Annotated in this window: 15 protein-coding genes and 1 pseudogene; 6 read left to right on the top strand and 10 right to left on the bottom strand. The window is 47.4% G+C overall.

Annotation, left to right across the window (positions count from 1 at the left end):
• Window positions 1-5: 5 nt before the first annotated feature.
• A complete protein-coding gene (locus LN737_RS22125; protein WP_405512000.1) occupies window positions 6-584 on the bottom strand; it encodes an L-threonylcarbamoyladenylate synthase in 579 nt (192 codons plus the stop codon).
• A gap of 107 nt (window positions 585-691) precedes the next feature.
• Window positions 692-1,158: pseudogene (locus LN737_RS22120) on the bottom strand (peptidylprolyl isomerase).
• A gap of 718 nt (window positions 1,159-1,876) precedes the next feature.
• On the opposite strand from LN737_RS22120, the gene LN737_RS22115 reads away from it, so the two are divergent.
• Window positions 1,877-4,282, top strand: a complete 2,406-nt coding sequence (locus tag LN737_RS22115; RefSeq protein WP_405511998.1) for a gliding motility-associated C-terminal domain-containing protein — start codon at window positions 1,877-1,879, stop codon at window positions 4,280-4,282.
• A gap of 13 nt (window positions 4,283-4,295) precedes the next feature.
• Here the strand turns inward: LN737_RS22115 and LN737_RS22110 are convergent, their stop codons facing one another.
• Window positions 4,296-5,237 (bottom strand): hypothetical protein, encoded by a 942-nt coding sequence (locus tag LN737_RS22110; protein WP_405511996.1) that lies wholly within the window; start codon window positions 5,235-5,237, stop codon window positions 4,296-4,298.
• A 164-nt stretch (window positions 5,238-5,401) separates the two neighbouring features.
• Between LN737_RS22110 and LN737_RS22105 the strand changes: the two genes are divergently transcribed.
• A complete protein-coding gene (locus tag LN737_RS22105; RefSeq protein ID WP_405511994.1) occupies window positions 5,402-5,647 on the top strand; it encodes a hypothetical protein in 246 nt (81 codons plus the stop codon).
• 111 nt (window positions 5,648-5,758) lie between these two features.
• Here LN737_RS22105 and LN737_RS22100 read toward each other — a convergent pair whose 3' ends face one another.
• The 3 genes from LN737_RS22100 to LN737_RS22090 all read right to left on the bottom strand — a co-directional run bounded on the left by LN737_RS22100 (window position 5,759) and on the right by LN737_RS22090 (window position 12,236).
• Window positions 5,759-8,290, bottom strand: coding sequence for a DUF5686 and carboxypeptidase-like regulatory domain-containing protein (locus LN737_RS22100; protein ID WP_405511992.1), 2,532 nt, complete (start codon window positions 8,288-8,290; stop codon window positions 5,759-5,761).
• Window positions 8,291-8,508: 218 nt separating this feature from the next.
• Window positions 8,509-9,225: a DUF4405 domain-containing protein gene (locus tag LN737_RS22095; protein ID WP_405511988.1), complete on the bottom strand. Its 717-nt coding sequence runs from the start codon at window positions 9,223-9,225 to the stop codon at window positions 8,509-8,511.
• A 206-nt stretch (window positions 9,226-9,431) separates the two neighbouring features.
• Window positions 9,432-12,236 (bottom strand): TonB-dependent receptor domain-containing protein, encoded by a 2,805-nt coding sequence (locus LN737_RS22090; protein ID WP_405511987.1) that lies wholly within the window; start codon window positions 12,234-12,236, stop codon window positions 9,432-9,434.
• A 275-nt stretch (window positions 12,237-12,511) separates the two neighbouring features.
• Here LN737_RS22090 and LN737_RS22085 point away from each other — a divergent pair, with 275 nt between their 5' ends.
• Window positions 12,512-13,972 carry a glycosyltransferase family 39 protein gene (locus LN737_RS22085; protein ID WP_405511986.1) on the top strand — a complete coding sequence of 487 codons (1,461 nt, stop codon included), beginning with the start codon at window positions 12,512-12,514 and terminating at the stop codon, window positions 13,970-13,972.
• 39 nt (window positions 13,973-14,011) lie between these two features.
• On the top strand, window positions 14,012-14,695 hold the full coding sequence (locus LN737_RS22080; RefSeq protein WP_405511985.1) for a glycosyltransferase family 2 protein: 684 nt from the start codon (window positions 14,012-14,014) through the stop codon (window positions 14,693-14,695).
• A gap of 58 nt (window positions 14,696-14,753) precedes the next feature.
• On the opposite strand, the gene LN737_RS22075 is transcribed toward LN737_RS22080, so the two are convergent.
• Complete coding sequence (locus LN737_RS22075) at window positions 14,754-15,671, bottom strand: RluA family pseudouridine synthase (protein WP_405511984.1); 918 nt, start codon at window positions 15,669-15,671, stop codon at window positions 14,754-14,756.
• A gap of 240 nt (window positions 15,672-15,911) precedes the next feature.
• Between LN737_RS22075 and LN737_RS22070 the strand changes: the two genes are divergently transcribed.
• A complete protein-coding gene (locus LN737_RS22070; RefSeq protein WP_405511983.1) occupies window positions 15,912-17,051 on the top strand; it encodes an FIST signal transduction protein in 1,140 nt (379 codons plus the stop codon).
• 3 nt (window positions 17,052-17,054) lie between these two features.
• Window positions 17,055-18,584 carry an ATP-binding protein gene (locus LN737_RS22065; RefSeq protein ID WP_405511982.1) on the top strand — a complete coding sequence of 510 codons (1,530 nt, stop codon included), beginning with the start codon at window positions 17,055-17,057 and terminating at the stop codon, window positions 18,582-18,584.
• A 20-nt stretch (window positions 18,585-18,604) separates the two neighbouring features.
• On the opposite strand, the gene LN737_RS22060 is transcribed toward LN737_RS22065, so the two are convergent.
• The 3 genes from LN737_RS22060 to LN737_RS22050 form a co-directional block, all read right to left on the bottom strand.
• Entirely contained in the window at window positions 18,605-19,390 is a 786-nt protein-coding gene (locus LN737_RS22060) for a LytTR family DNA-binding domain-containing protein (RefSeq protein ID WP_405511981.1), read from the bottom strand.
• An 81-nt stretch (window positions 19,391-19,471) separates the two neighbouring features.
• Entirely contained in the window at window positions 19,472-20,065 is a 594-nt protein-coding gene (locus LN737_RS22055) for a 4'-phosphopantetheinyl transferase superfamily protein (protein WP_405511980.1), read from the bottom strand.
• Window positions 20,062-20,319 carry an acyl carrier protein gene (locus LN737_RS22050; protein WP_405511979.1) on the bottom strand — a complete coding sequence of 86 codons (258 nt, stop codon included), beginning with the start codon at window positions 20,317-20,319 and terminating at the stop codon, window positions 20,062-20,064. The genes LN737_RS22055 and LN737_RS22050 overlap by 4 nt, the downstream gene beginning before the upstream one ends.

Raw genomic sequence — 20,319 nt, 5'->3', positions numbered from 1 at the left:
CTGCTCTAAAGTAATACCCCCAACCGGAACACAGTCGGTTTGTTGCCATCAAATCCTACAATGGTTGATTCAATACCAATCGTTGCCGGACCGCCATCAAGAATGTAAGGCACTTGAAGGCCTAGTTGGTCAGCAACGTGTTGGGCCGTCGTTGGACTTATATAGCCAAAGGGATTCGCGCTTGGGGCAGCCAGAGGGAAATCAAGAGAGTTTAGTAGTGCAAGGGTAAGTGGATGATTTGGAATACGTATTCCTACTGTGGGCAAACCTGCTGTAACCAGGTCTGGAATGATAGCTTTTTTGGGCAAAAGCAATGTCAAAGGGCCCGGCCAGTACGTACTGGCCAAGTCTCTTGCCGACTCAGGGATTGTGGAAACGAACCGATCAAGCTTCTCTAGTGAATCTGTATGAACAATAAGCGGATCGAACGTCGGACGGTTTTTGACGCGGAAAATTGTTAATACCGCATCGGGATTGAGTGCGTTGGCTGCTAATCCATATACAGTTTCGGTTGGAATGGAAACTACATTTCCTGCTTCCAGCAATTGTTTGGCAATTTGCCTGTCGGTACCAATTTGTGCCATATCCTGCAAAGATACGTAGTAAGCAGAAACAGCGAAGGGAACAGAAGGCTCACCATCTACTGGCAACCCCTCTGTTCCCTTCGCTGTTTCTGCTTATTCTTTTATGTTTAGTGATGTCCCCCCGGCCCATGCACATGGCCATGAGCTAACTCGTCGGGTGTGGCATCGCGAACATCAACGACCTCAACATCGAAGTGTAGGTCCTGATCGGCCAGTGGATGATTCGCATCAACCGTTACGCTCTGCGGGCCTACTTTTGTTACGGTGACAACCTGCCCGTCATTTGTTTCGAATTGCATACCTACTTCGATATTCTGACCGCCGAAAGCCCGCAGAGGAACTTCTTCGACAAGTTTAGGATCGTGTTTGCCATACCCTTTTTCAGGAGCAACATCCAGTTTAAGGCTATCTCCTTTTTGCGGCCCTCAAGTCCCTCTTCCATACCTGGAATGAGGTTGTGGGCACCGTGAAGATAATAAAGCGGGTCTCTACCCTGGCTTGAGTCCAATACATTGCCCTTGCTATCGCGAAGAGTATAATGGATTGCCGCGACTTTGTGCTTAGTGATATTCATAACTAGTTCTTTCTTGCAACCTTTACCATTGATTTTTTAGTACAACAAGTAAACCAATGAAGTGGCTTTTATTCCGACATAATTTGCCGGGAATGAGTTTCATTCATTGATCAAAACTTCACTGGAATTGCCATCACTGAATCGGAGAAACCTTTCTGTAGTTATCTAATGTCAGCCCAAATACCCAACTCACTGGTGAACATAAAAGGATCATCAGTGTCAAGCCAGAAACGTAGTAAGGACAAATATATACTGATTTTCCCTTCTCTCTATTTTCTGAAGAAGAAGCAAACTTGCCGTCAGGTAGGACTGTAGAAATATTAGAACAGAAACAGAACTAGCTTAACGTAGAGGCACTACCGTAAATCCTTATCTTTGTTTTATGAATGAGCGGTTCAAATATTGGCTCAAACGCGTCGGCTGGCTGGGCTTTCTTTTCTTCTTAATCAAGGGGCTTCTGTGGTTACTGATTCCCTATCTGATTGCGCGTGGTGTATTCTCCAGATAGGGCAGAGAAAACCATTCTGTTTCTTCAACAACGCTTAGCGGATTGCTCCTGCGGTTTAGCTACCCCACAACGATACGTTGCAAATTATTTGCCTGGACTATCGTTGCCAGCCAATCAATAAGATAGACTATACAATAGTATCATTGAATGAGTATGTATTGTATATTCAGATTGTTTTGTGCAGTAGGTTGTTAAATCAGTCTTGGGCTTATGTGGATGATGTGGGAATGTGTTCATCATCGGGTGGTTGTGCGTGTAGTAACGGGATTAATCTGGCTGCTATCCAACACGGTTCAGGCAAACCATATTATTGGTGGAGATGTAAGTATGCGGGCAGTAGGTTCTACACCCGGTTTATTTCAAATCGAGTTAACCCAATATTGGGATCAAACAAAAATCAGTGTCGGTAATGGTGATGCATCTGTAAGGGTCTTAATTTATCGCAAACAGAACCCTATCCTGATTGAGAGCATTAATATTAGCCTACAGGAAACACTACCGCTTACGTTCGACAATGAACTATGTGCCAAGCTCCGTCAGCTGAATTTTGTACAGGCACGCTATTATGCCACGAAACAGTTTGATCCTCAAAAATATACTGATCCGGGAGGGTATTATATCGTATGGGAACGCTGCTGCAGAAATGATGCTTTGACTAACGTAGACGCAGCTACGGCAGATGGCGTGGCTATGACGTTTTATCTCGAATTTCCTCCCATGACCAAAAATGGAAGTACGTTCAAAAACTCTTCGCCTGAATTTCGCTTTCCGAATGGTAGTTACCTTTGCCTGAACAAGCCGTTTACATTTAACGCCAGTGCCACCGATGCTGACGGCGATCAGTTACGGTATTCGTTAGTGACACCACTCAATGGGTACACGACCCGAACAAGTCCAACCAGTACAGACAGTTCGCCCAGAGCGAGTTATCCTGTAATCGCCTGGGCACAAGGATACAACCTGGCAACTATTATTCCCGGCAACCCACCCCTTACCATAAACGCAACGACAGGCCAGTTGAATGTAACGGCCTCTCAGCAAGGGTTGTTTTTGTTTTCGGTGCAGTGTGAAGAGTTCCGGAATGGCGTACGGATTGGTGTTGTACGACGCGATTTTCAACTACCTGTGGTTGACTGTTCTAAAAGTACTCCTCCACCCGCTGTTGTCATGGCAAATGGGAAAGCCGTAACCGATCTAAGCTGGTGCCAAAGCCAACCCTTGGTGTTAACCGTCGATAAAAATCCACTATGGGCGTATCAGTGGAAGAAAGATGGCGATAATATTCGGGGCGCTACGTCAGATACGCTGCTGGTTCAGGGATCAGGGACATACACTGTCGTAAAAAGTCAGGCCAATGTCTGTTCGAACGACACAACATCGCAGGCGATAAAAGTGACTCTTATGACAAATGCGCCCGTCAGCATGTCGCTCGTTGGAACGCAACCTTATTGCACAGGCGACACCATTACGATACAGGCTGAGGGTACTTCTGATACTAAATACCGCTGGCGTCGGAATGGAGTCGATATGTCGGGTGAACAACGGGCTATCCTTCGTGTCCGGCAATCAGGCCTTTATACCGTATTGACGCAATCTCCTTCGGCTGTTTGTGATGGGCGAGATAGCATCAACGTAACATTTAATGATCGGCCAACTGCTCAACTGAATGCACCAGCCCTGGCGTTTTGCCCCGATACGTCCGTGCCAATATCGGTAACCAGCAGCCAGAGTAATCCACAGTATAGCTGGCGGCTAAACAATACAACATTAACGAACAGTGCCAGCCAGCTGAATGCCACAGAAGCCGGTACCTATCAGGTCACTGTAACCGCTCCCAGTGGATGCACAGCGGTTTCCAATAACCTGACCCTCATCCAGTATGATGTACCTACTGTACTACTGGACTCCATAGCGCCCGTATGTGGTACGGGTAGCCCGGCGGTGCAATTGAAGGGTGAGCCGGCAGGAGGTACGTTCGCGGGCGATGGCGTACAGGGAAGCTTGTTTGATCCGGCGGCTGCGGGGGTAGGCCAACATGCGTTAAGCTATACAATTGTTTCTAATGATGGCTGCCGTGTTTCGCAAACTCGCTGGGCCGAGGTATCAGCCGGGCCAACTCTGACGGGGCCGACAACGTATGAAATCGTGAAAGGGGGTAGCGTTCAACTAGTTACGCAGGCAAATGAACCGATTAGTTTGTACCGATGGGAGCCACCCGGTACGCTCAATCAAACCGACATCGCCAGTCCGGTGGCGATGCCTGTTGAAACGACTACGTATCAGCTAACGGCCGTCAACGGGCTGGGCTGTCCGTCAACCCTGTCGGTATTGGTGGAAGTGGCAGAACCACTTTATATTCCGTCGGCATTTTCACCTAATTCGGATGGCGTAAATGATTCATGGATTATTCCGAACATCAGTTCCTTTCCCAGATGCGAAGTGTCGATATATAACCGCTGGGGTGAACTGGTCTTCTTCTCCAGAGGCTATTCTAAACCCTGGGATGGTACGTTCAGGCAGGCGCTCGTACAAACCGGAATCTATACCTATCAGATTCGTACAGGCGCTGATTTATTACCGGCTACGTATAGCGGTCAACTGACGGTTATTCGCTGAGTACAGATTTTATTTATTGCGACACCGCCAGCACTAGACTTTGTAGATCCTGATTAATGGAACGTACTGACGACTGAAGCTCATTGAGCATGTTTGCACGATTGTGTAGGTCACCAGCCTCGTAAAGACCGCTATCGCCAAAGTAAAGCGTTAACTGCGCCGATGATGCACCATTGATTACGTAATCGTGCCAACGCTGACGGATGTTGTAACTAATGCTATGATGGCCTTTGTTGCTGAATCGTCTTTCGTTAAGAATATACCAGATCATGGGCGGATAAACAGATGATTGTTCGGGCTGTTTCCAGATGTCGGTCAGCAAGTTGCGCGGATGACTGAACAGCACCGATCGATTCGATGAAAAAGCTGCTAACCCGCCAAAGCCAGTTCCAATAACGCCCCCACCAATGCCCACTACTTTATTGGTGCTGCTGGACTGAATCAAGGCAGTGGCAACCGTTGTAGCGGCTCCAATCACGACGGATAAAATCGTTAATCGACGGGTGCGCTGGGCATCCAGCTGGTCCAGATACGTTGCTATTTGATCGGCCCGTTCGCCTTCGCAATCCAGTTCAGCCGCAAATCCATCAATTTGCGTGGATGCCAGCAGAAGACGATTCAGAATATGCTGCCGTTTTTTTATGCTTTCTACATGAGCTTCCGGACTGCCATTGTTCTGTAGCTTGTTCAATTCTCCTAACAGAGGTAGAATCCCCACGGCATTGGCTAACAGTAAATCATGCTGTGAGTACTTCAGGGTCAGGCTGGTATCAACCTGTCGCAACGCCTGATTGGTAGGTTTGGGTAGATAAGATGAATCGTATCTATACTGAATAGCTGGTTCGCAGTAATTGTCAGATAAACCGGACAGGGGCTGCCTGTGAAGCGTACTGCATGAAGTAAGAAACGTAACGATGCCCATGAATAAAGTAATAAAACCAGAAGATGTTTTCATGCGTGAGGTCTTTATGACTTTAGTATGTAAAGCTATTCAGAAATAAAAACGACACGGCGAAGGATGGGTATTTTAATCAGCCAGTATGATCTCGCTGAACAATACGTCCCTCTTCGGGTTAGAGATACTAGGAAACGAAGTCCAAAATTAGCAAGGAGAACGTTATGGAAAATCAGGAAAAAGAAGACATCATTCGGGCAAAACAGGCAATTTCACCTGCAGGTTTGGCCGATCAATCGGTAGAAGGAAACAGTGGGCCGGCCAGTCAGATCGACCCTGAAGAACTGGCTCCTGACGAACTGGAAGATGAGTATATGGATGGCGATAAGCCAGGGGCGAATGTGCGTATGAAACATCCGAATCGAAACCCAAATCCTAAACCAGACATTGACAAACCCGCATACAGCTAAGTTGTAAATGAGCTTACGTACTGGTAGGTATTGTTGGGTAACCTGAGTCTATTAACCGCCTGGCTACACTTGGCAATACCTGCCTTTTCAAATTCAACAAGCAATACGATTTTAGAGTGACAGCCAGCCTGAAACCTTGATAGCGAAGGGCGTGACAGGAATGCCAGTGCGACCGATATTATCGCGGTAGGTGAGTCGGTGAATGGCATCCACACGTAACACTTTAAAAATATTGTTGATCCCGTAGCCAACCTCGATATAAGGTGTTTGAGTCAGCGAACTAAACCCTTCTACAGATTGGCCTGTTGCGTTCGTTGCCGGAAGCATCGCCAAATTTGCCGTTGAAACGCTACCCATCAGAACTTTCGCCGTAACGAGTTCCCGCCATTTAAGCTGACGAAGCAGCGGAATTCGGTTGAAGAGCAGGCCCCCAAAGTTGTGTTCCAGCTGCACAGTAGCCCAGCGGTCACAGATAAATTCAAAATAATTCATCAGGTTATAGGCATTGCCAACGTAAAACGAAGACTCATTCCCTAACGGCGTAAAAAGAAGCGGGTATGGAACGGTTGCCGGAATGATGCCAACGCCCAGTGTATAATACGTTCGGCCCAACACACCCACCCGGAAGGAATGTTTCATTCCTAAAGCGATGCGCTGATACGCAAAATCGCCACCCATTACGTTACGCAGTCCCAGCGTATACCGTAGTGTATAGATAGGTTTACGAACAGCCCCTGCACTAACCCGCACATTGTCGTTTTGCAGCATTACTTCATCGGGCGCATAGCGAGTCTCGGAAATCAGCTCTGTGGTTTGATACGTACTGCGGATGGTTTGGTCATCGTCTTTTGCCTGAGGCTGAAAAGCGAACGGAAACAGTGGTTCGAAAATACGGTTACGCAGGGCAAGGGTTTGGGTAAATCCCCGTCCCATTTCACGCCGGATAAATACGAGATTTTCATCCTGGAAATAAGGCCGTCGGATGGTGCCAAAGCGGGAATAAGCCGCAAACAGCGAATTATTGCCAATGTTATCGGCTGATACACCAATACGCTCCAGATCATACGTGTGTCGGAAACCAACAACCGTCCAGGGTTTTCGGCTTATGATGTATTCTAGGCTACCGCTATACTTAACTTTCTGATCCAGCGTTCCGTAGGCCAGGTAGCCGCTCAAAAGCCACTTACGGCTGAATCCGGTATTGGTACGTAATCCTAGCCGAAAACGATGGCCTTCCACATTATTGCTGGCGTATGAGTACAGAATTGGGCCCAGCTCAATGTTCAGCTTACCCAGCGGTTTATAGCCCAATACGCCCAGTTTAATGATTTCACCCGCCACTTTCATGAAAGGAACATTCCGTACGGAGTCGACAACCCGTATGGCCTGCCATTCTTTCGACGACAGCGAATCGGGCCGGGCATGTTGCCAGAACGTAGCGTCGGCTTCCCGATAGTCATCAGCTAATTCGATGGTTGGGTTATAAAAACCAACGTCTTTCGGCTCGTTTTCAATGACATTACGGGCTGTGGTCAGGAAACGGATAACAGCACCTGGTGAGCGCGGAATTGGCTGGTCAGTGTCGATAGTTAACTCCGTTTGTGTTGGAAACCGTAGCCCTGATGGAAGCTTTTCCCACTCCTGTTCGACGCGCAATTCTTCGACAAAATTGATATTTGCCCGTTTGTCAACCCGGGCATCGACTTTGCTGAGCGACATAGCAAGCGTATCGATCCAGACGGTGCCAGTGAAAGCCAGATCCGTAGCGCGCTTGGGCGTAAACTCAATTTCATAACAGGGAATTTCGCCCAGCGCAATTGTGTCTTTCATCCGGAAGGTATACACCGTTTCCCACTGCTTACCAATAGGGGAGGCTATATCTTTCTGGAAAACGAACAACGAATTGCGGTAGAAGTTGTATTGCTGAAACGAAGCTCCGGTGAGCTGTGAAATCAGGCCCCCATCGCTTACGCCTACGCCTGTTACGCGTGATTTCCGGACAAATTCTTTTATCTTCTCCGGATTACTTCGAGCGAAGAAATTAGAGAAGGTTTCCGAAATAAACACCGGAATAGCTGGCTGGCCGTTCTCATCGGTAATGGCCGGAAGTTTACCCAACAGACGGCCGATTGGGCCAGGCTTTCGACCATTTTTTCGCTCGGAGGTAAAGTGATTAATATATCCTTCAATTTTGGTGTAGCTGTCGTATTGGTAAGCCTGAAGCCGTGCCGGGTTGTACTGGTCCTGCCGGCGAACTACTTCGCGAATGACGCGATAAGCCGGGTCGCCCCCTTTGGCATAAACCTTTACTTCCTGAAGTTTGGTGGCGGCAGCTTCGAGTTGTGCATCAATGACCTGACTAGGCTGGGGCAGAATAGGATAGGTGCGGGTGCGATAGCCTAAACTTAATACGATTAATGAATCGGAAAGATTTTTGATTCGAAGGGAATAACGACCATTCACATCTGATGTTGTTCCTGACGTTTGCCCTTTTACAGCAACGCTGACAAACGGAATGCCTTCACCCGTAACCGCATCGGTTACTTTCCCCGAAATCGTGTAGATAGTCTGAGCTGCTGCCGGAAGAATACAGATCAGCAGAAACAGAATTGCTAGTACCGTATTTCGTAACGATTGTTTCATTCAGGCATCAGATACAGGCTGTATGAGCTACTAACTCATAATTAGTCAATAGAGTTTACTAGTTAAGTTAAAAAGCAAAAAAGTCCAACTCTTTAGTCGGTAAATACTTGAGTGAGAGCAACAGACTAGATAAACGTACTACTAATCGAGCCGGGGACGTCTCATTAGCAGTACGTTTATCTCCTTTATTTCGTTGCGAAAGCTTGAAAAATGATCCGTTATTGAACTGACGGATAGGCTCGCTGGGCGGCCACAATCTTCCATTTTCTGTCCTGTTCTTTCAGAACGTGGGTATATACGGACGGGGCCGTTGCCGTCGAACTGGTAGCCGTACCACGTACAATGATTAAATGATCGTCGAGCGCTTCGGCATTATCAACTTTAGCTTTTAGTTCCTCAGGTGCTGTTCGTTTCAGCATAGTTAGCTGCAAATCTGAACCATATAAAACAGTACCTGCTTCAGTCATCGTTGCTGTTTTGACGGGCATAATCGCAGCCAGTGCACCAGTGTCGCCTTTGCTATACGCACTGGCATAAGCTGACTCAACAGCACTGGCGATTGAATCAACCTTAGCTTGTGGCATGGATTCTTTACGTGGGCCGTCACCCCGCATCAGATTTTTACCTGCATTGGCTAGTTTATCAAAAACCGGTACGTCGAAACCGATACCTGCGGCAAAAACAGCGGCTACCACGGCTGGCACGACAAATTCTTTTTGAATACTTCCTGTCCGGCGATGCTTTGTATATCCTACTAGTGACGACCAGTTATTGACAATATGAAAAACGGCTGCCGTGAAAAACAGGATACCAAACCAGGCGTGTGTATGATCGACAATGTGCGAACCCTGCCCAAAATAAATTAACAAACCCGTAACGGCCAGAACTAAAAATATGACGGCTACAAACAGACTAACTAGGTTTTTCGATTTCATGAAATGGCTAACTATTGATATTAGGCTAAAATACGTTAGAAATTTATTTAGTATAAATCCAGTCAGAATTAATGGGCGAAAGAATCAGCCTGAAAAATGGTCAATAATTGACGTAATGGGGAAATGGTCAATTTCTGAACTTAAAAAATCCCTCCGGCAACGCCAGAGGGATTTAGGTATCCTAATCTTATAATTTAAGCACACTACTACCTTGGACGACCTCCCGTGCGAGCACCACCACGTCCGCCCGCAGGTGACGATTGCTGCTGTTGAGCGCCCTGATTATCGTTACCACCATTGTCATCGCTTTTCAGATCGTCGCTTCCATCAACGTTTTTCCGGCGTTTCTGAGGTTGATCAAAACTCATCTTGCCGAGCTTGTAGCTGAACGTCAGGCGAACCCCCGCGTTGTAGAAGCTTGTCTGACTATTTTGCGTCAGGATGGGCGAAGCGAGTTCAGACCGTTGCACAAATGGATGGTTGAAGATGTTTTCGCCAGCAATACCCAGACTGGCTTTTTTGTTATTGAATTCTTTACGAACGCCAAGGCTGTAGAAATACATGCTGCTCTGGTAGCCCTGCAATTGCACCTGATTGCCTCGTGCCCCGCCGAAAAGCTGGAAACCCCAGCCGTTGCTCAGCGACAGGCTGCTTTGAATCCGACCACCGACTACCCAGCCTGAATTGGAAGCTGAATAAACCGGATTGGGATTGTTGTTTGTCAGGCTAACGTGGTAAAAATCAATACCACCACCCAGTTGTAATTTTGAAAACAGCGTTCCGTTCCCGAACAGATTGACACCCACAGCATCTTCATGACCAACGTTCTGATACGTAGTCCGAATAACCTGCTGCAACGATGTGCTGGTTACGTCGCCAAATGGAGTCGACACGTCCCGCACAGCCGTAATTTCATTGTTGGTACGCCGGGCAAATAACGATGCATTCAGGTAGACTCCCTTGATGTTGCCACTGGTACTGAACTCTACGTTATCCGTTAGCTCAGGCGCCAGATACGGGTTCCCAATGGTAATATTGGTTGGGTTCGACGAGTTGATGTTTGGGTTCAGGAACTGAATGCCCGGACGCTGAATTCGGCGATTGTAAGCTAATTTAATGATACGTCCACCTTTCAGGCTTTTCGAGATGTTCACACTCGGCACAAGGGTTCCGTAGTCAGGGATATTCGTGGCTTGCCCCGCCGATTCGTTGCTGAATTTGGCGTCGATAAACGTGTATTCGTACCGGGCACCAGCTTTGATGGTGTATTTGCTTTTGGTTGTCAGCGTATACGACAGATACGTAGCGGCAATGTTCTGATCGTAAAACAGCGTGTTTCCTACACGGCTCGGATCGATTTGATAGTTGCCTTCTGAACCGCTGGCTATGTAATATTGATACTCGCTGTTAACCTGCCGGAAGGTTCCTTTCGCGCCAATTTCAATCAACTGGTTGTTTTTGATGGGCGTCTGATAATCAATCTGAAGAGTCGACTGCTGGTTGTAACTCAGGTTATCGTTTTTCTGCCGGGACGTAATGGTTTGAAAGTCGGCGTTGCTCAGAATGTCGGCTACGAAGTTATTCGTCCGGTTGTTCCGGCTGTAGAGCGCAATGACACTGAACTCTTTCTGAGGTTTATAAATCTTCGTGTACGTTACGTTAGCATCAACCGTACCCGATAGGTCTTTTGTGTCAACATTCCGGTTGCTGACGGTTGGGAAATAGCCAGTCGGCGTTGTCGTTTGCGTTAACAGGTTATTTTGAGAAACCAGGCCATTACGCGCTCCATACCGGATGCTGGCCGTCAGCGACGTATTTTTGTCGATGTCATAATCCCAGCCAAGCTGGTAGTTGCCAAACAGGCGCTGACTCAGCGTGTTCGCTGTTTGAATGGTGCGGGTACTGGCTGAGTACGTGTTGGTAGCTGCATCGTACGAACGAGTGCTCTGATCGTTCATAAAGGAACCCCGGATATTGTACTCTGCCCGACCAAAGCCTCCCAGCGAGAAGCCCATTTTGCCAACTCGGTAGTTACCGTTCAGGCCGAGGTTACTCCCCCGGTTGCCCACACCACCGTTTAGGTCGAGGGTGGCTCCCTGTAGCGTATTTTTCTTGGTAACGATATTGATGATACCAGCTGAACCTTCGGCGTCGTACTTTGCCGATGGGCTGGTAATGACTTCAACCGTTTTGATCATGTCGGCTGGAATCTGCTTCAAGGCGTCGGCCACGCTGCTGGCGACAATTGTACTTGGCTTGTTATTAATCAGGACCGTTACATTACTGCTTCCCCGAAGGCTGACGTTACCATCCAGGTCTACAGAAAGCATAGGCACTTTCCGCATGATGTCAGTGGCATCGCCCCCTTTTGCGGTTATATCTTTATCGGCATTGTAAACCAGCCGGTCTACTTTTTCTTCGATCATAGCCGCCTGACCCACTACGTTTACTTCTTTCAGGGTCCGGATATCGGCCGAGAGTTTTACGGTTCCAAGGTTGATGTCACTGCCACGATCTACGGTCAGTACGCTGCTGCGCTTGTCTTTGTATCCAATGAATGTGTACAGGAGCCGATATTTGCCCGGTGCCAGTTTATTCATGGAAAATTTACCATTGGCATCGGCTGTAGTTCCGTTGATGGGTTTGTTTGTGGCTATGTTCAGCAAGGCAACCGTTGCAAATTCAACCGGTTTGTTGGTAGTTGAATCAACCAGAACTCCACTAACTTTAGCATTGCCACGCGCCAGCGGCTCTGCCTCCGATGGCGTTTGAGCGGTTTGTGGCTGCACGTTTGCGCCCGTAGGCTCGGTAATGATGGATTGACCACCGGGTGCTGTAAAATTCGTTGGGGACGTATTAGCTGGGGTTGCTCCGAAGGGGTCCGGAACAGCCGCCGGAGGAGCTGCTGCAGGGCTTGGCGTCGTCGTTGTGCTGGCAGGTGGCGATGGCGTAACCTGTGCGAACGATAGCGTTGAGCTAATGATAAATATAGATAGTAACAGCGTTTTCATGTCAATTTGAATAAGTGCGTCAAAGGTGCATTGGTATGGTTTAAGGCGAAAATCAATCTGGTCGAATGCCGATTTTTGGTCGCTGAATACAGAAAATAAGCTTGGGAAGAATTTGTACAGAACAACGTTTAACTAAAAAAGCTGTAGCCACGTGGGGTACTGCAAACGCCTGTTTTGCGATCAATAAAAAGCCATCCGCAGACGTACACACCTTGTTCGTAAACCAGTACCTTTGCCCGGAAATACGTACCAGGCGATGCGGTACATTCGAGTTTATGACGCGGTTTCTTCTTTTCTTAGTTTTCTTTTGCCCAGTTTTTTTTCTGTTTGCGTACAATTCAGGCTACGGCTACGATGCTACAGAATATTTAATTATTGCTCGTTCACTCAATCGAGGACACGAACTCTACGATTTCATTCCAACAAAATCGTATCTACTCTATTCGTCAACGAACGTACTGCTGAATCTGCTGGGTGGGTATAATCATGTCAGCGTGTCGGCGCTCATTACGTTGCTGGCAGCTGGTGTATTGGTGTCAACCTACTGTGCTGCCCGAATGTTTGGTGAGCGCGCTGCCCTGATCGCCGTGGTGCTGAATGCCATCTGTTGTTTCTTCATGGAAATGAATTTCCTGGAACCAGAAAGCTGGATTGCTATCTTCGGCCTGAATGCTTTTGCGCTGGTAGCCAGAACCAAAACCAGTCGATGGGGGCATTGGTTAGGAGCGGGGACTCTGCTGGGACTGGCCATGTGCTTCAAGAGCGTGGCGGCATTCTACGTAGCCGGATTTGGGGCATTTATTGGCCTGCTGTGGCTGACAGGGCGGTTGACATTCTGGCTAATGGTAGGACGGGGGCTGTTGGTTTTAGCTGGTTTTTTTATACCCTTGTTGTTGTCGGCTTTGTATTTCTACACGACGAATCGATTAAATGAGCACCTTGAGTGGACGTATATTTATCCGTTTGGCGGGTACCCGTCGCACACGCTGTTTCTGGTTAAATTTCTGATAAAGTTAGGCTGGTTGCTGGTGTTGTTGCTGATCTCCTTTGTACTTGTGTGGCAGCGGCCTTACCGAAATCTGTATCAACAAACTCCAGCACTTTGGCTGGCTCTGATTTTAGCGGGGTTTGCCAGTATTGCCATGCTCAAGACGCAGGCTAGTCATTACTTCTTTCCGGCCGCGGTTTTTCTGTCGCTGCACCTCGGCTTTCTGGCCGATCGATGGCTGCTACACCGGTACCCCCAGCAACAGGTAGCTGCCCGTCGTTTGCTGTTGGGCGGAGCTGTGCTGGGCTCACTGACTATCATAAGCCTGCTCTTGTACCGACCGAAGGAAATTAAACGACTGTTTAGCGTAACGGATTACGCCTGGGAGGGAGAATTAGGTGGGTTTATCCGTCAGGTAGCGGGGCCAACCGGAAAAGTGCTGTTAGTAGACAATGCCATGAGTTTGTACCTGCTGTCGGATCGTGAGCCCAACGTGCCATTCATAAATACCGAAATGCAGACAACACATTACATAAAATCGCACCCGAATACATATGGTCAGGCGCTGGCCGATACCAATTTGAAGATGGTTATTTTCGGGAACCGAAGCAGTGTAATTGACGATAGTACAACCATCAACCAACCTGCGAATGCTTATGCACTTCGGCAACTTCGAACCGGATTGAGCAAGCATTTTGTTTCGGTAAAAGACCCCAGATTCGGACTGACGTACTGGGTAAGGAAGTAATCAGCCATTCTTGGGTCGTTTTCGCTTATCTTTGTTCTTATGTTACTATCCGTTTTGATTCCTGCCTACAACGAAATAAAGTCTATTGATACATTACTTGAAAAAGTCCAGGCTGTACCCCTAACCAAAGAAATTATTATTGTTGACGATGGCTCCACTGATGGCACTCGCGAAAAACTGGCCACTTATCAGTCTGAACCAAACGTGAAAATAGTTTTTCACGAACAGAACCAGGGGAAAGGCGCTGCCATTCGCACAGCCATTAAACACATGAGTGGTGACATCGCCATTGTGCAGGATGCCGACCTTGAATACGAGCCTCAGGATTACCTGGCTCTGGTAAAACCAATTGCCGAAGGCAAAGAGAAGGTTGTTTACGGATCTCGGTTTCTGAAACCGGAAAATCGCCATTCGTATATGAGCTTTTATATTGGCGGGCAGGTCGTTACGTTGCTAACCAACATCCTCTATAACCAGCGGCTTACCGACGAGCCAACCTGTTATAAAGTATTCGATACGAATTTTCTGCGTTCGATACCGCTTGAGTGTACGCGATTTGAGTTTTGTCCGGAAGTAACAGCCAAAGTAGCGAAGCGGGGTATACGTATCAAGGAACTGCCCATTAGCTATTACCCCCGTTCGATTGCGGAGGGAAAGAAAATCTCCTGGTTTGATGGGATGGAAGCCATCTGGGTTTTATTCAAATACCGGCTTTTCAAGTAGATCGGTTAAGAGTCAGGCGTTGTTACGTATCAGGTTGCGCAACTCTTCGCCTGGCTTTCTATTCTTGCACTTTCATCATACTCAGAAAACTCTTTGGAACGGGGGCGCTAAACTGCATCAGTTTGCCGGATATTGGGTGTTCGAACGACAGCACTTCCGCATGCAGACCCAGGCGCCCGATCGGGTTAGTTTGAGCACCGTATTTAGTGTCGCCTACAATGGGGTGGCCAATATCCTGCATGTGTACACGTATTTGATTTTTGCGGCCTGTTTCCAGTTCCAGCTCTAGTAAGGCATAATCGGACGTAGATTTCTGAACGGCATAGTTTGTGATGGCAAGTTGACCGTAATCCGGATTCTGGCTTGAGTAAACAATCAGGGCTTTGCTTTCGCGCAGGTAGGAGGCAACCGTACCGCGTTTGGGCTTAGGAACACCTTCTACCAGTGCTATGTACGTTCGTTGTTTGGTGGTATCGTTCCAGGACTCCTGCATCAGCCGCTGCACTTTTTCACTCTTGGCAAACATCATTACTCCTGACGTTTCGCGGTCGAGCCGGTGAATGATAAAGAGCCGATTTTTCGGGTTTTCTTTTTTGATGTAGTCGCTCAGGATGCTGTAGGCAGTCCGTATTTTCTCCTTATTCGTGGCCATAGAAAGCAAACCCGCCTGTTTGTTGATTACAATCAGATCTGAATCCTCATAGAGAATAGTCAGGCCGCGGTACTGCGTTGTTTCGGGGGCACGATTACCCAATACAGTCACTTCCTGACCAGGTATTAACGGGTGATTGAACTGTGTATAGACCTTCCCATTGATCAGAATCTGTTTATTGCTCAACAGCGATTTGATGTTGTTCCGGTTTTTATGCGGCAACTGGGCAATCAGGAAACCCATCAGTTCGACAGGTTCTGAAACCGTAAACTGCAAATCAGTACGTTGGCCGCGTTGCCGGCGGGGCTGGTCAGTTTTATCCATTGGGCAAAGATACGGTTTTGCGATCTAAGCTTGTCATCGACTTTAGATTCGGGCAGACTAAAGCTTGACAAACGATAGGTGTGGACACCTGCCAGGCTGTGCCATCTGGAAATACTCTCTCATTTGTTACCATATTGAAGGTATTTTTATGGTTATATTCAAATAATAACATATTTATTTTCTTTTCGGTAATTAAATTTTTATAGTTTGTTTATATTTTTACGAAATATAATTTACGATATGAAGATAGGGCAGGCCAGATTTGCAGATGGTAATTGGGAAGCTATTTCCGAAACACCTGGTTTTTCATCCGAGAAGGTAGATTTAGTACTGGCCTTTGGCGAACGGAAATTGTTAGAAACCACAAAATTCTATCCGTATCTGCGCCAGCTTTATCCCAACGCTCAGATCATCATTAACTCGACTTCGGGCGAAATCCTTGCCGATAAAGTATATGACGATACGTTGGTAGTAACAGCTATTGACCTGGAAAATACAACCGTTCGGACGGTTCAGATCGACATTGCTGATCATAAAGAAAGTTATCAGGCTGGCGAGCAGGTCGCTAAAGCATTGAATGATAATGATTTGTCGGCCGTCATTCTGATCTCGGATGGGGGCGTAGTAAACGGTAGTGATTTGATTGGGGCCTGCAACCAGAGCCTGAATCAGCCGGTTCCTGTAATTGGTGGTCTGGCCGGTGATGCCGATCGCTTTGAGCGAACCGTGGTTGGTTTGAATCAGGACCCGGCAACGGGAAAAGTTGTTGGGATTGGTTTATACGGATCTGCCCTGAAAATTGGGCATGGGTCAATGGGAGGCTGGGATGTATTTGGTCCCGAACGGGAAGTAACCAACTCATCCTATAATGAACTCTACCAGATCGATGACCGAATGGCCCTGGACCTGTATAAGGATTACCTGGGGAAATATGCGGATGGTTTGCCTGGAACTGCCCTGCTGTTCCCGCTGTCGATCCGGATATCGCCTGATTCACAGCCATTAGTACGTACCATTCTGTCCATTAATGAAACGACCAAAAGCATGCGGTTTGCCGGTGATATTCCACAAGGGGCCCGGGTTCGCTTTATGCGTGCTAATCTGGACCGTCTGGTAGAAGCTTCCGCTACGGCGGCTCAAACATCGCTTCAGCAGCTCGGAAAAACACCTGAGCTTGCATTGCTTATTAGCTGTGTTGGTCGTAAGTTAGTGCTGGGACAGCGTACCGAAGAAGAAATTGAAGTTGCCCGCGATATTTTCGGGAGCCAACCCGTGATGACTGGTTTTTATTCGTACGGAGAAATCGCTCCGGCTGGGCCAGCTACACCGGGTGAACTCCATAACCAGACTATGACCATAACGATTCTATCCGAGCAATAAATTATGGACGTAAATTCGCTACATAAAATATTAAAGCGACAGATTAATAGACATTTATCAGCAGAATATCTGGAGAATGAACGGCTGCAGCAATTTCTTCAGGCCGTAAATGAATCCTACCTCAATTTTGATCGCGACAAAGAATTACTCGAACATTCGGCCTTACTTAATGAACGGGAATATTCCGATATTAATGAGAAGTTAAAGGAAGAGGTCAGCCAGCGTCGTCAGTCGGTAGAGAAACTGATGGAAGCTATTCACTTAATTGAAGTTCCGGAAGGGGAGTCGATTGCTGATTTTGATCCGAATAATCTGGTTGGGCTGGTTAGTTTTCTGCAACGCCAGATTGAATACCGAAAAACGATTGAAGATGAGTTACGCAAGGCCAAGGAGCTTGCCGAACTGGCGACTCAGGCCAAATCGGATTTTCTGTCGATGATGAGCCACGAAATCCGAACCCCGCTCAACGGTATCGTCGGGATGACGTACCTGATGCTTCAGGAAGAGGTGCCGCCCGCACTGACAGAAAACCTGAAAACGCTTCAGTTTTCGATTGAACACCTTCAGGCCTTGATCAACGACATTCTGGATTTCAGTAAAATTGAGGCCGGAAAAGTGGAGCTGGAAGAAATAAATTTCGATCTCAAGCATTTAGTTTCCAACATTAAGCGGGCGCAACAGGCAAAAGCGCAGGAAAACGGCAATCGCATCCGCCTGATGATCGACGACGATATTCCGGATTCACTCATTGGCGATTCGTTACGTATTGGGCAGGTATTAACGAACCTTGTCTCGAACGCCATCAAATTCACGCATCAGGGAACAATCACCATTGAATTATCGCTCGAAAACCGGACCGAAGATCGTGCTTCGGTTTTTGTGTCTGTGCAGGATACGGGAATTGGTATTGCTCCTGAAAAACAGGAGGCCATCTTTACCATGTTTACCCAGGCCAACTCGGCCACTACGCGCAAGTTTGGGGGAACGGGACTTGGCCTGGTTATTACTAAAAAACTGCTCGAACTCTACGGCAGCGCTATTCAGATCGATAGCGAAGAGGGAAAAGGCGCAAAATTCTCGTTTACCCTCGATTTAGCTATTAGCCATAGCGTACCGTCCATTATTGCCACCGCCGATGCGCTCGATACCAAAACACTGAAAGGATTAAAGATTCTGTTGGTTGAGGATTACCCCGTGAACGTGAAAGTGGCGTTGAAGTTTCTGTCGATGTGGGGCATCAGTGTCGAAACGGCCGAGAATGGCCTGGTCGGGACCAACAAATGCCGTGAAGGCGAGTTTGATCTGGTACTGATGGATCTGCAGATGCCGGTTATGGATGGGTATACAGCCGCTCAGGAAATCCGGAAATTCAACGCCGACGTACCGATCATTGCCCTGACGGCTTCAGCTACGTTCAGCAACCGCGACCGTGCTGTACTGGTAGGCATGAATGATTACGTAACGAAACCCTTCAATCCCAAAGATTTATTCTACAAAATCGCCAAATACAGCCAGCGGCAGATTAATGTATAAGGGTTAGGCGGCAGGTCTATTTACTTTCCCAGCCATTCCTTAAACTCGGTCATTCGGTCGCCACTAACGAACACTTCCTGACGTGATTTTGGCACCAGATCCAGTTTGAGTTTGCCAGCTGAAATGGTATGAATGGTCTGGATGGCGGGGAGCGAGATCAGAAACTGTCGGCTAATGCGGAAAAAATGACGGGGGTTCAGTAACTGAGTCAGCTTGTCGAGGCTATAATCTACAGGAAGGGTTAGCCCATCTTTCGTGACCAGGAAAACGACTTTTTCTTCCAGATAAAAATAAGCGATTTCGCTCGTTGCGATGCTACGGATTTTTGTGCCAACCGTAATCATGAACCGTTCTTTATAATCGGTTTGGTTCGATTTGCCAATCAGATTCAGCAGGGCTTCCAGATCGACGGAGGAAGCGGCTGCCTGCCCAAACTGCTTTTTCAGCGCTTTGAATTTTTCGATTGCCGCCACCAGCTCATCATAATTGATGGGCTTTAGCAGATAGTCGATGCTGTTGACTTTAAACGCCTGAATCATGTATTCATCGTAAGCGGTGGTGAAAATAACGGGCGTGGTAAGATTGGCCTGTTCAAAAATCCGAAAGCCCAGATCGTCTTCGAGGTGGATATCCATAAACACCAGATCGATGGGGACGGCCTGGTTCTCAGGCGCTTCAAACCAGGAAACCGCTTCGGCTACCGATGGAATGCGGGCCAGAACGGCAATGGCAGGATCATATTTGTGAAGCAAACTTTCGAGTCGTTTGCCCGTCAGGTTCTCATCTTCAACAATCACAACATTCATAAATCAGGAGCAGGTTTTTCAGTTGAGTTTAATAATAGCCGGAAGGTTATCAGCGAAAAGAATAACTAATTCGTACCTGGCTTAAAGGGCAAAAGCACCGTAGTACCCATGATGACTAAGGCTGATTGGTTGATTAATGGTCATGCCCTCTGAATCAGATAACACAAGATTGGGGACGCCCATCTCATCTTTTTGAATCTGAATGGCGCTTTCCGGCACGCAGTACCGTAACGCATAGTGGTGAATCAGCTGCGCTCGTATCGTGTCGTGCTGATGCTGATAATCCGTTCGATCAAATGAAATAATCTGCTGGTTATAGTCATGCGCCCATGTTGCTGATCGCGCTACGCTGGCAACGTATCTCGTAGTAATTAGTGACCTGACGGAATATGTTTTCTGGTAAAAAACGCTTCCTTGAATTGTTTCAGAACTGATCTGAGACACTTGGCAAATCAATTTTTTGGGAGCGTAGAAACGCTGACCTGTCTCACGAACGACCAGTTTGTAAACGCTCTCTTTCATACTCCAGAGTGTCCACACCAGTACGTCCGGATCGCTTGCCAACTGAATAAGCTCTTGTTCGTCAGGAGTAAACAGCTTCTCCAGGAATCCTTTCCGTCGCCAGTTGCTTTCCTGCCGGGCCTGATTCAGATCAACAATATCATTCCCGATCATTTTTCGGCGAGTTTCTGACGGATAATGTCGATAGCTGCGCTCACGGTTAGCATACGTTCCATGGACGCATTGTCGATTTCAATGTCATACGCTTCTTCAACGTCCAGTGCGATATCAACCAGATTGGCCGAGTTTATTTTTAGGTCTTTAATGAAGTCTGTGTTTTCGTTGACATTCTCAAAAGCCTGTTCATCCTGAATATACGGTTTAACAATGGCTTTTAGTCTGGTAATCAATTCTTCGTTCGTCTGCAT

It is taken from the genome of Spirosoma sp. KNUC1025, assembly GCF_045160025.1.
In the GTDB taxonomy this organism is placed as follows: domain Bacteria; phylum Bacteroidota; class Bacteroidia; order Cytophagales; family Spirosomataceae; genus Spirosoma.
This window is presented reverse-complemented; position numbering and strand designations above follow the sequence as displayed.

What these genes read in the sequence shown, in the direction of transcription:
- LN737_RS22055 (WP_405511980.1), bottom strand. Translation starts at nt 20,065, where the DNA reads ATGATCGGGAATGATATTGTTGATCTGAATCAGGCCCGGCAGGAAAGC.
- LN737_RS22115 (WP_405511998.1), top strand. Translation starts at nt 1,877, where the DNA reads ATGTGGATGATGTGGGAATGTGTTCATCATCGGGTGGTTGTGCGTGTA.
- LN737_RS22080 (WP_405511985.1), top strand. Translation starts at nt 14,012, where the DNA reads ATGTTACTATCCGTTTTGATTCCTGCCTACAACGAAATAAAGTCTATT.
- LN737_RS22125 (WP_405512000.1), bottom strand. Translation starts at nt 584, where the DNA reads ATGGCACAAATTGGTACCGACAGGCAAATTGCCAAACAATTGCTGGAA.
- LN737_RS22090 (WP_405511987.1), bottom strand. Translation starts at nt 12,236, where the DNA reads ATGAAAACGCTGTTACTATCTATATTTATCATTAGCTCAACGCTATCG.
- LN737_RS22070 (WP_405511983.1), top strand. Translation starts at nt 15,912, where the DNA reads ATGAAGATAGGGCAGGCCAGATTTGCAGATGGTAATTGGGAAGCTATT.
- LN737_RS22050 (WP_405511979.1), bottom strand. Translation starts at nt 20,319, where the DNA reads ATGCAGACGAACGAAGAATTGATTACCAGACTAAAAGCCATTGTTAAA.
- LN737_RS22075 (WP_405511984.1), bottom strand. Translation starts at nt 15,671, where the DNA reads ATGGATAAAACTGACCAGCCCCGCCGGCAACGCGGCCAACGTACTGAT.
- LN737_RS22110 (WP_405511996.1), bottom strand. Translation starts at nt 5,237, where the DNA reads ATGAAAACATCTTCTGGTTTTATTACTTTATTCATGGGCATCGTTACG.
- LN737_RS22105 (WP_405511994.1), top strand. Translation starts at nt 5,402, where the DNA reads ATGGAAAATCAGGAAAAAGAAGACATCATTCGGGCAAAACAGGCAATT.
- LN737_RS22065 (WP_405511982.1), top strand. Translation starts at nt 17,055, where the DNA reads ATGGACGTAAATTCGCTACATAAAATATTAAAGCGACAGATTAATAGA.
- LN737_RS22060 (WP_405511981.1), bottom strand. Translation starts at nt 19,390, where the DNA reads ATGAATGTTGTGATTGTTGAAGATGAGAACCTGACGGGCAAACGACTC.
- LN737_RS22085 (WP_405511986.1), top strand. Translation starts at nt 12,512, where the DNA reads ATGACGCGGTTTCTTCTTTTCTTAGTTTTCTTTTGCCCAGTTTTTTTT.
- LN737_RS22100 (WP_405511992.1), bottom strand. Translation starts at nt 8,290, where the DNA reads ATGAAACAATCGTTACGAAATACGGTACTAGCAATTCTGTTTCTGCTG.
- LN737_RS22095 (WP_405511988.1), bottom strand. Translation starts at nt 9,225, where the DNA reads ATGAAATCGAAAAACCTAGTTAGTCTGTTTGTAGCCGTCATATTTTTA.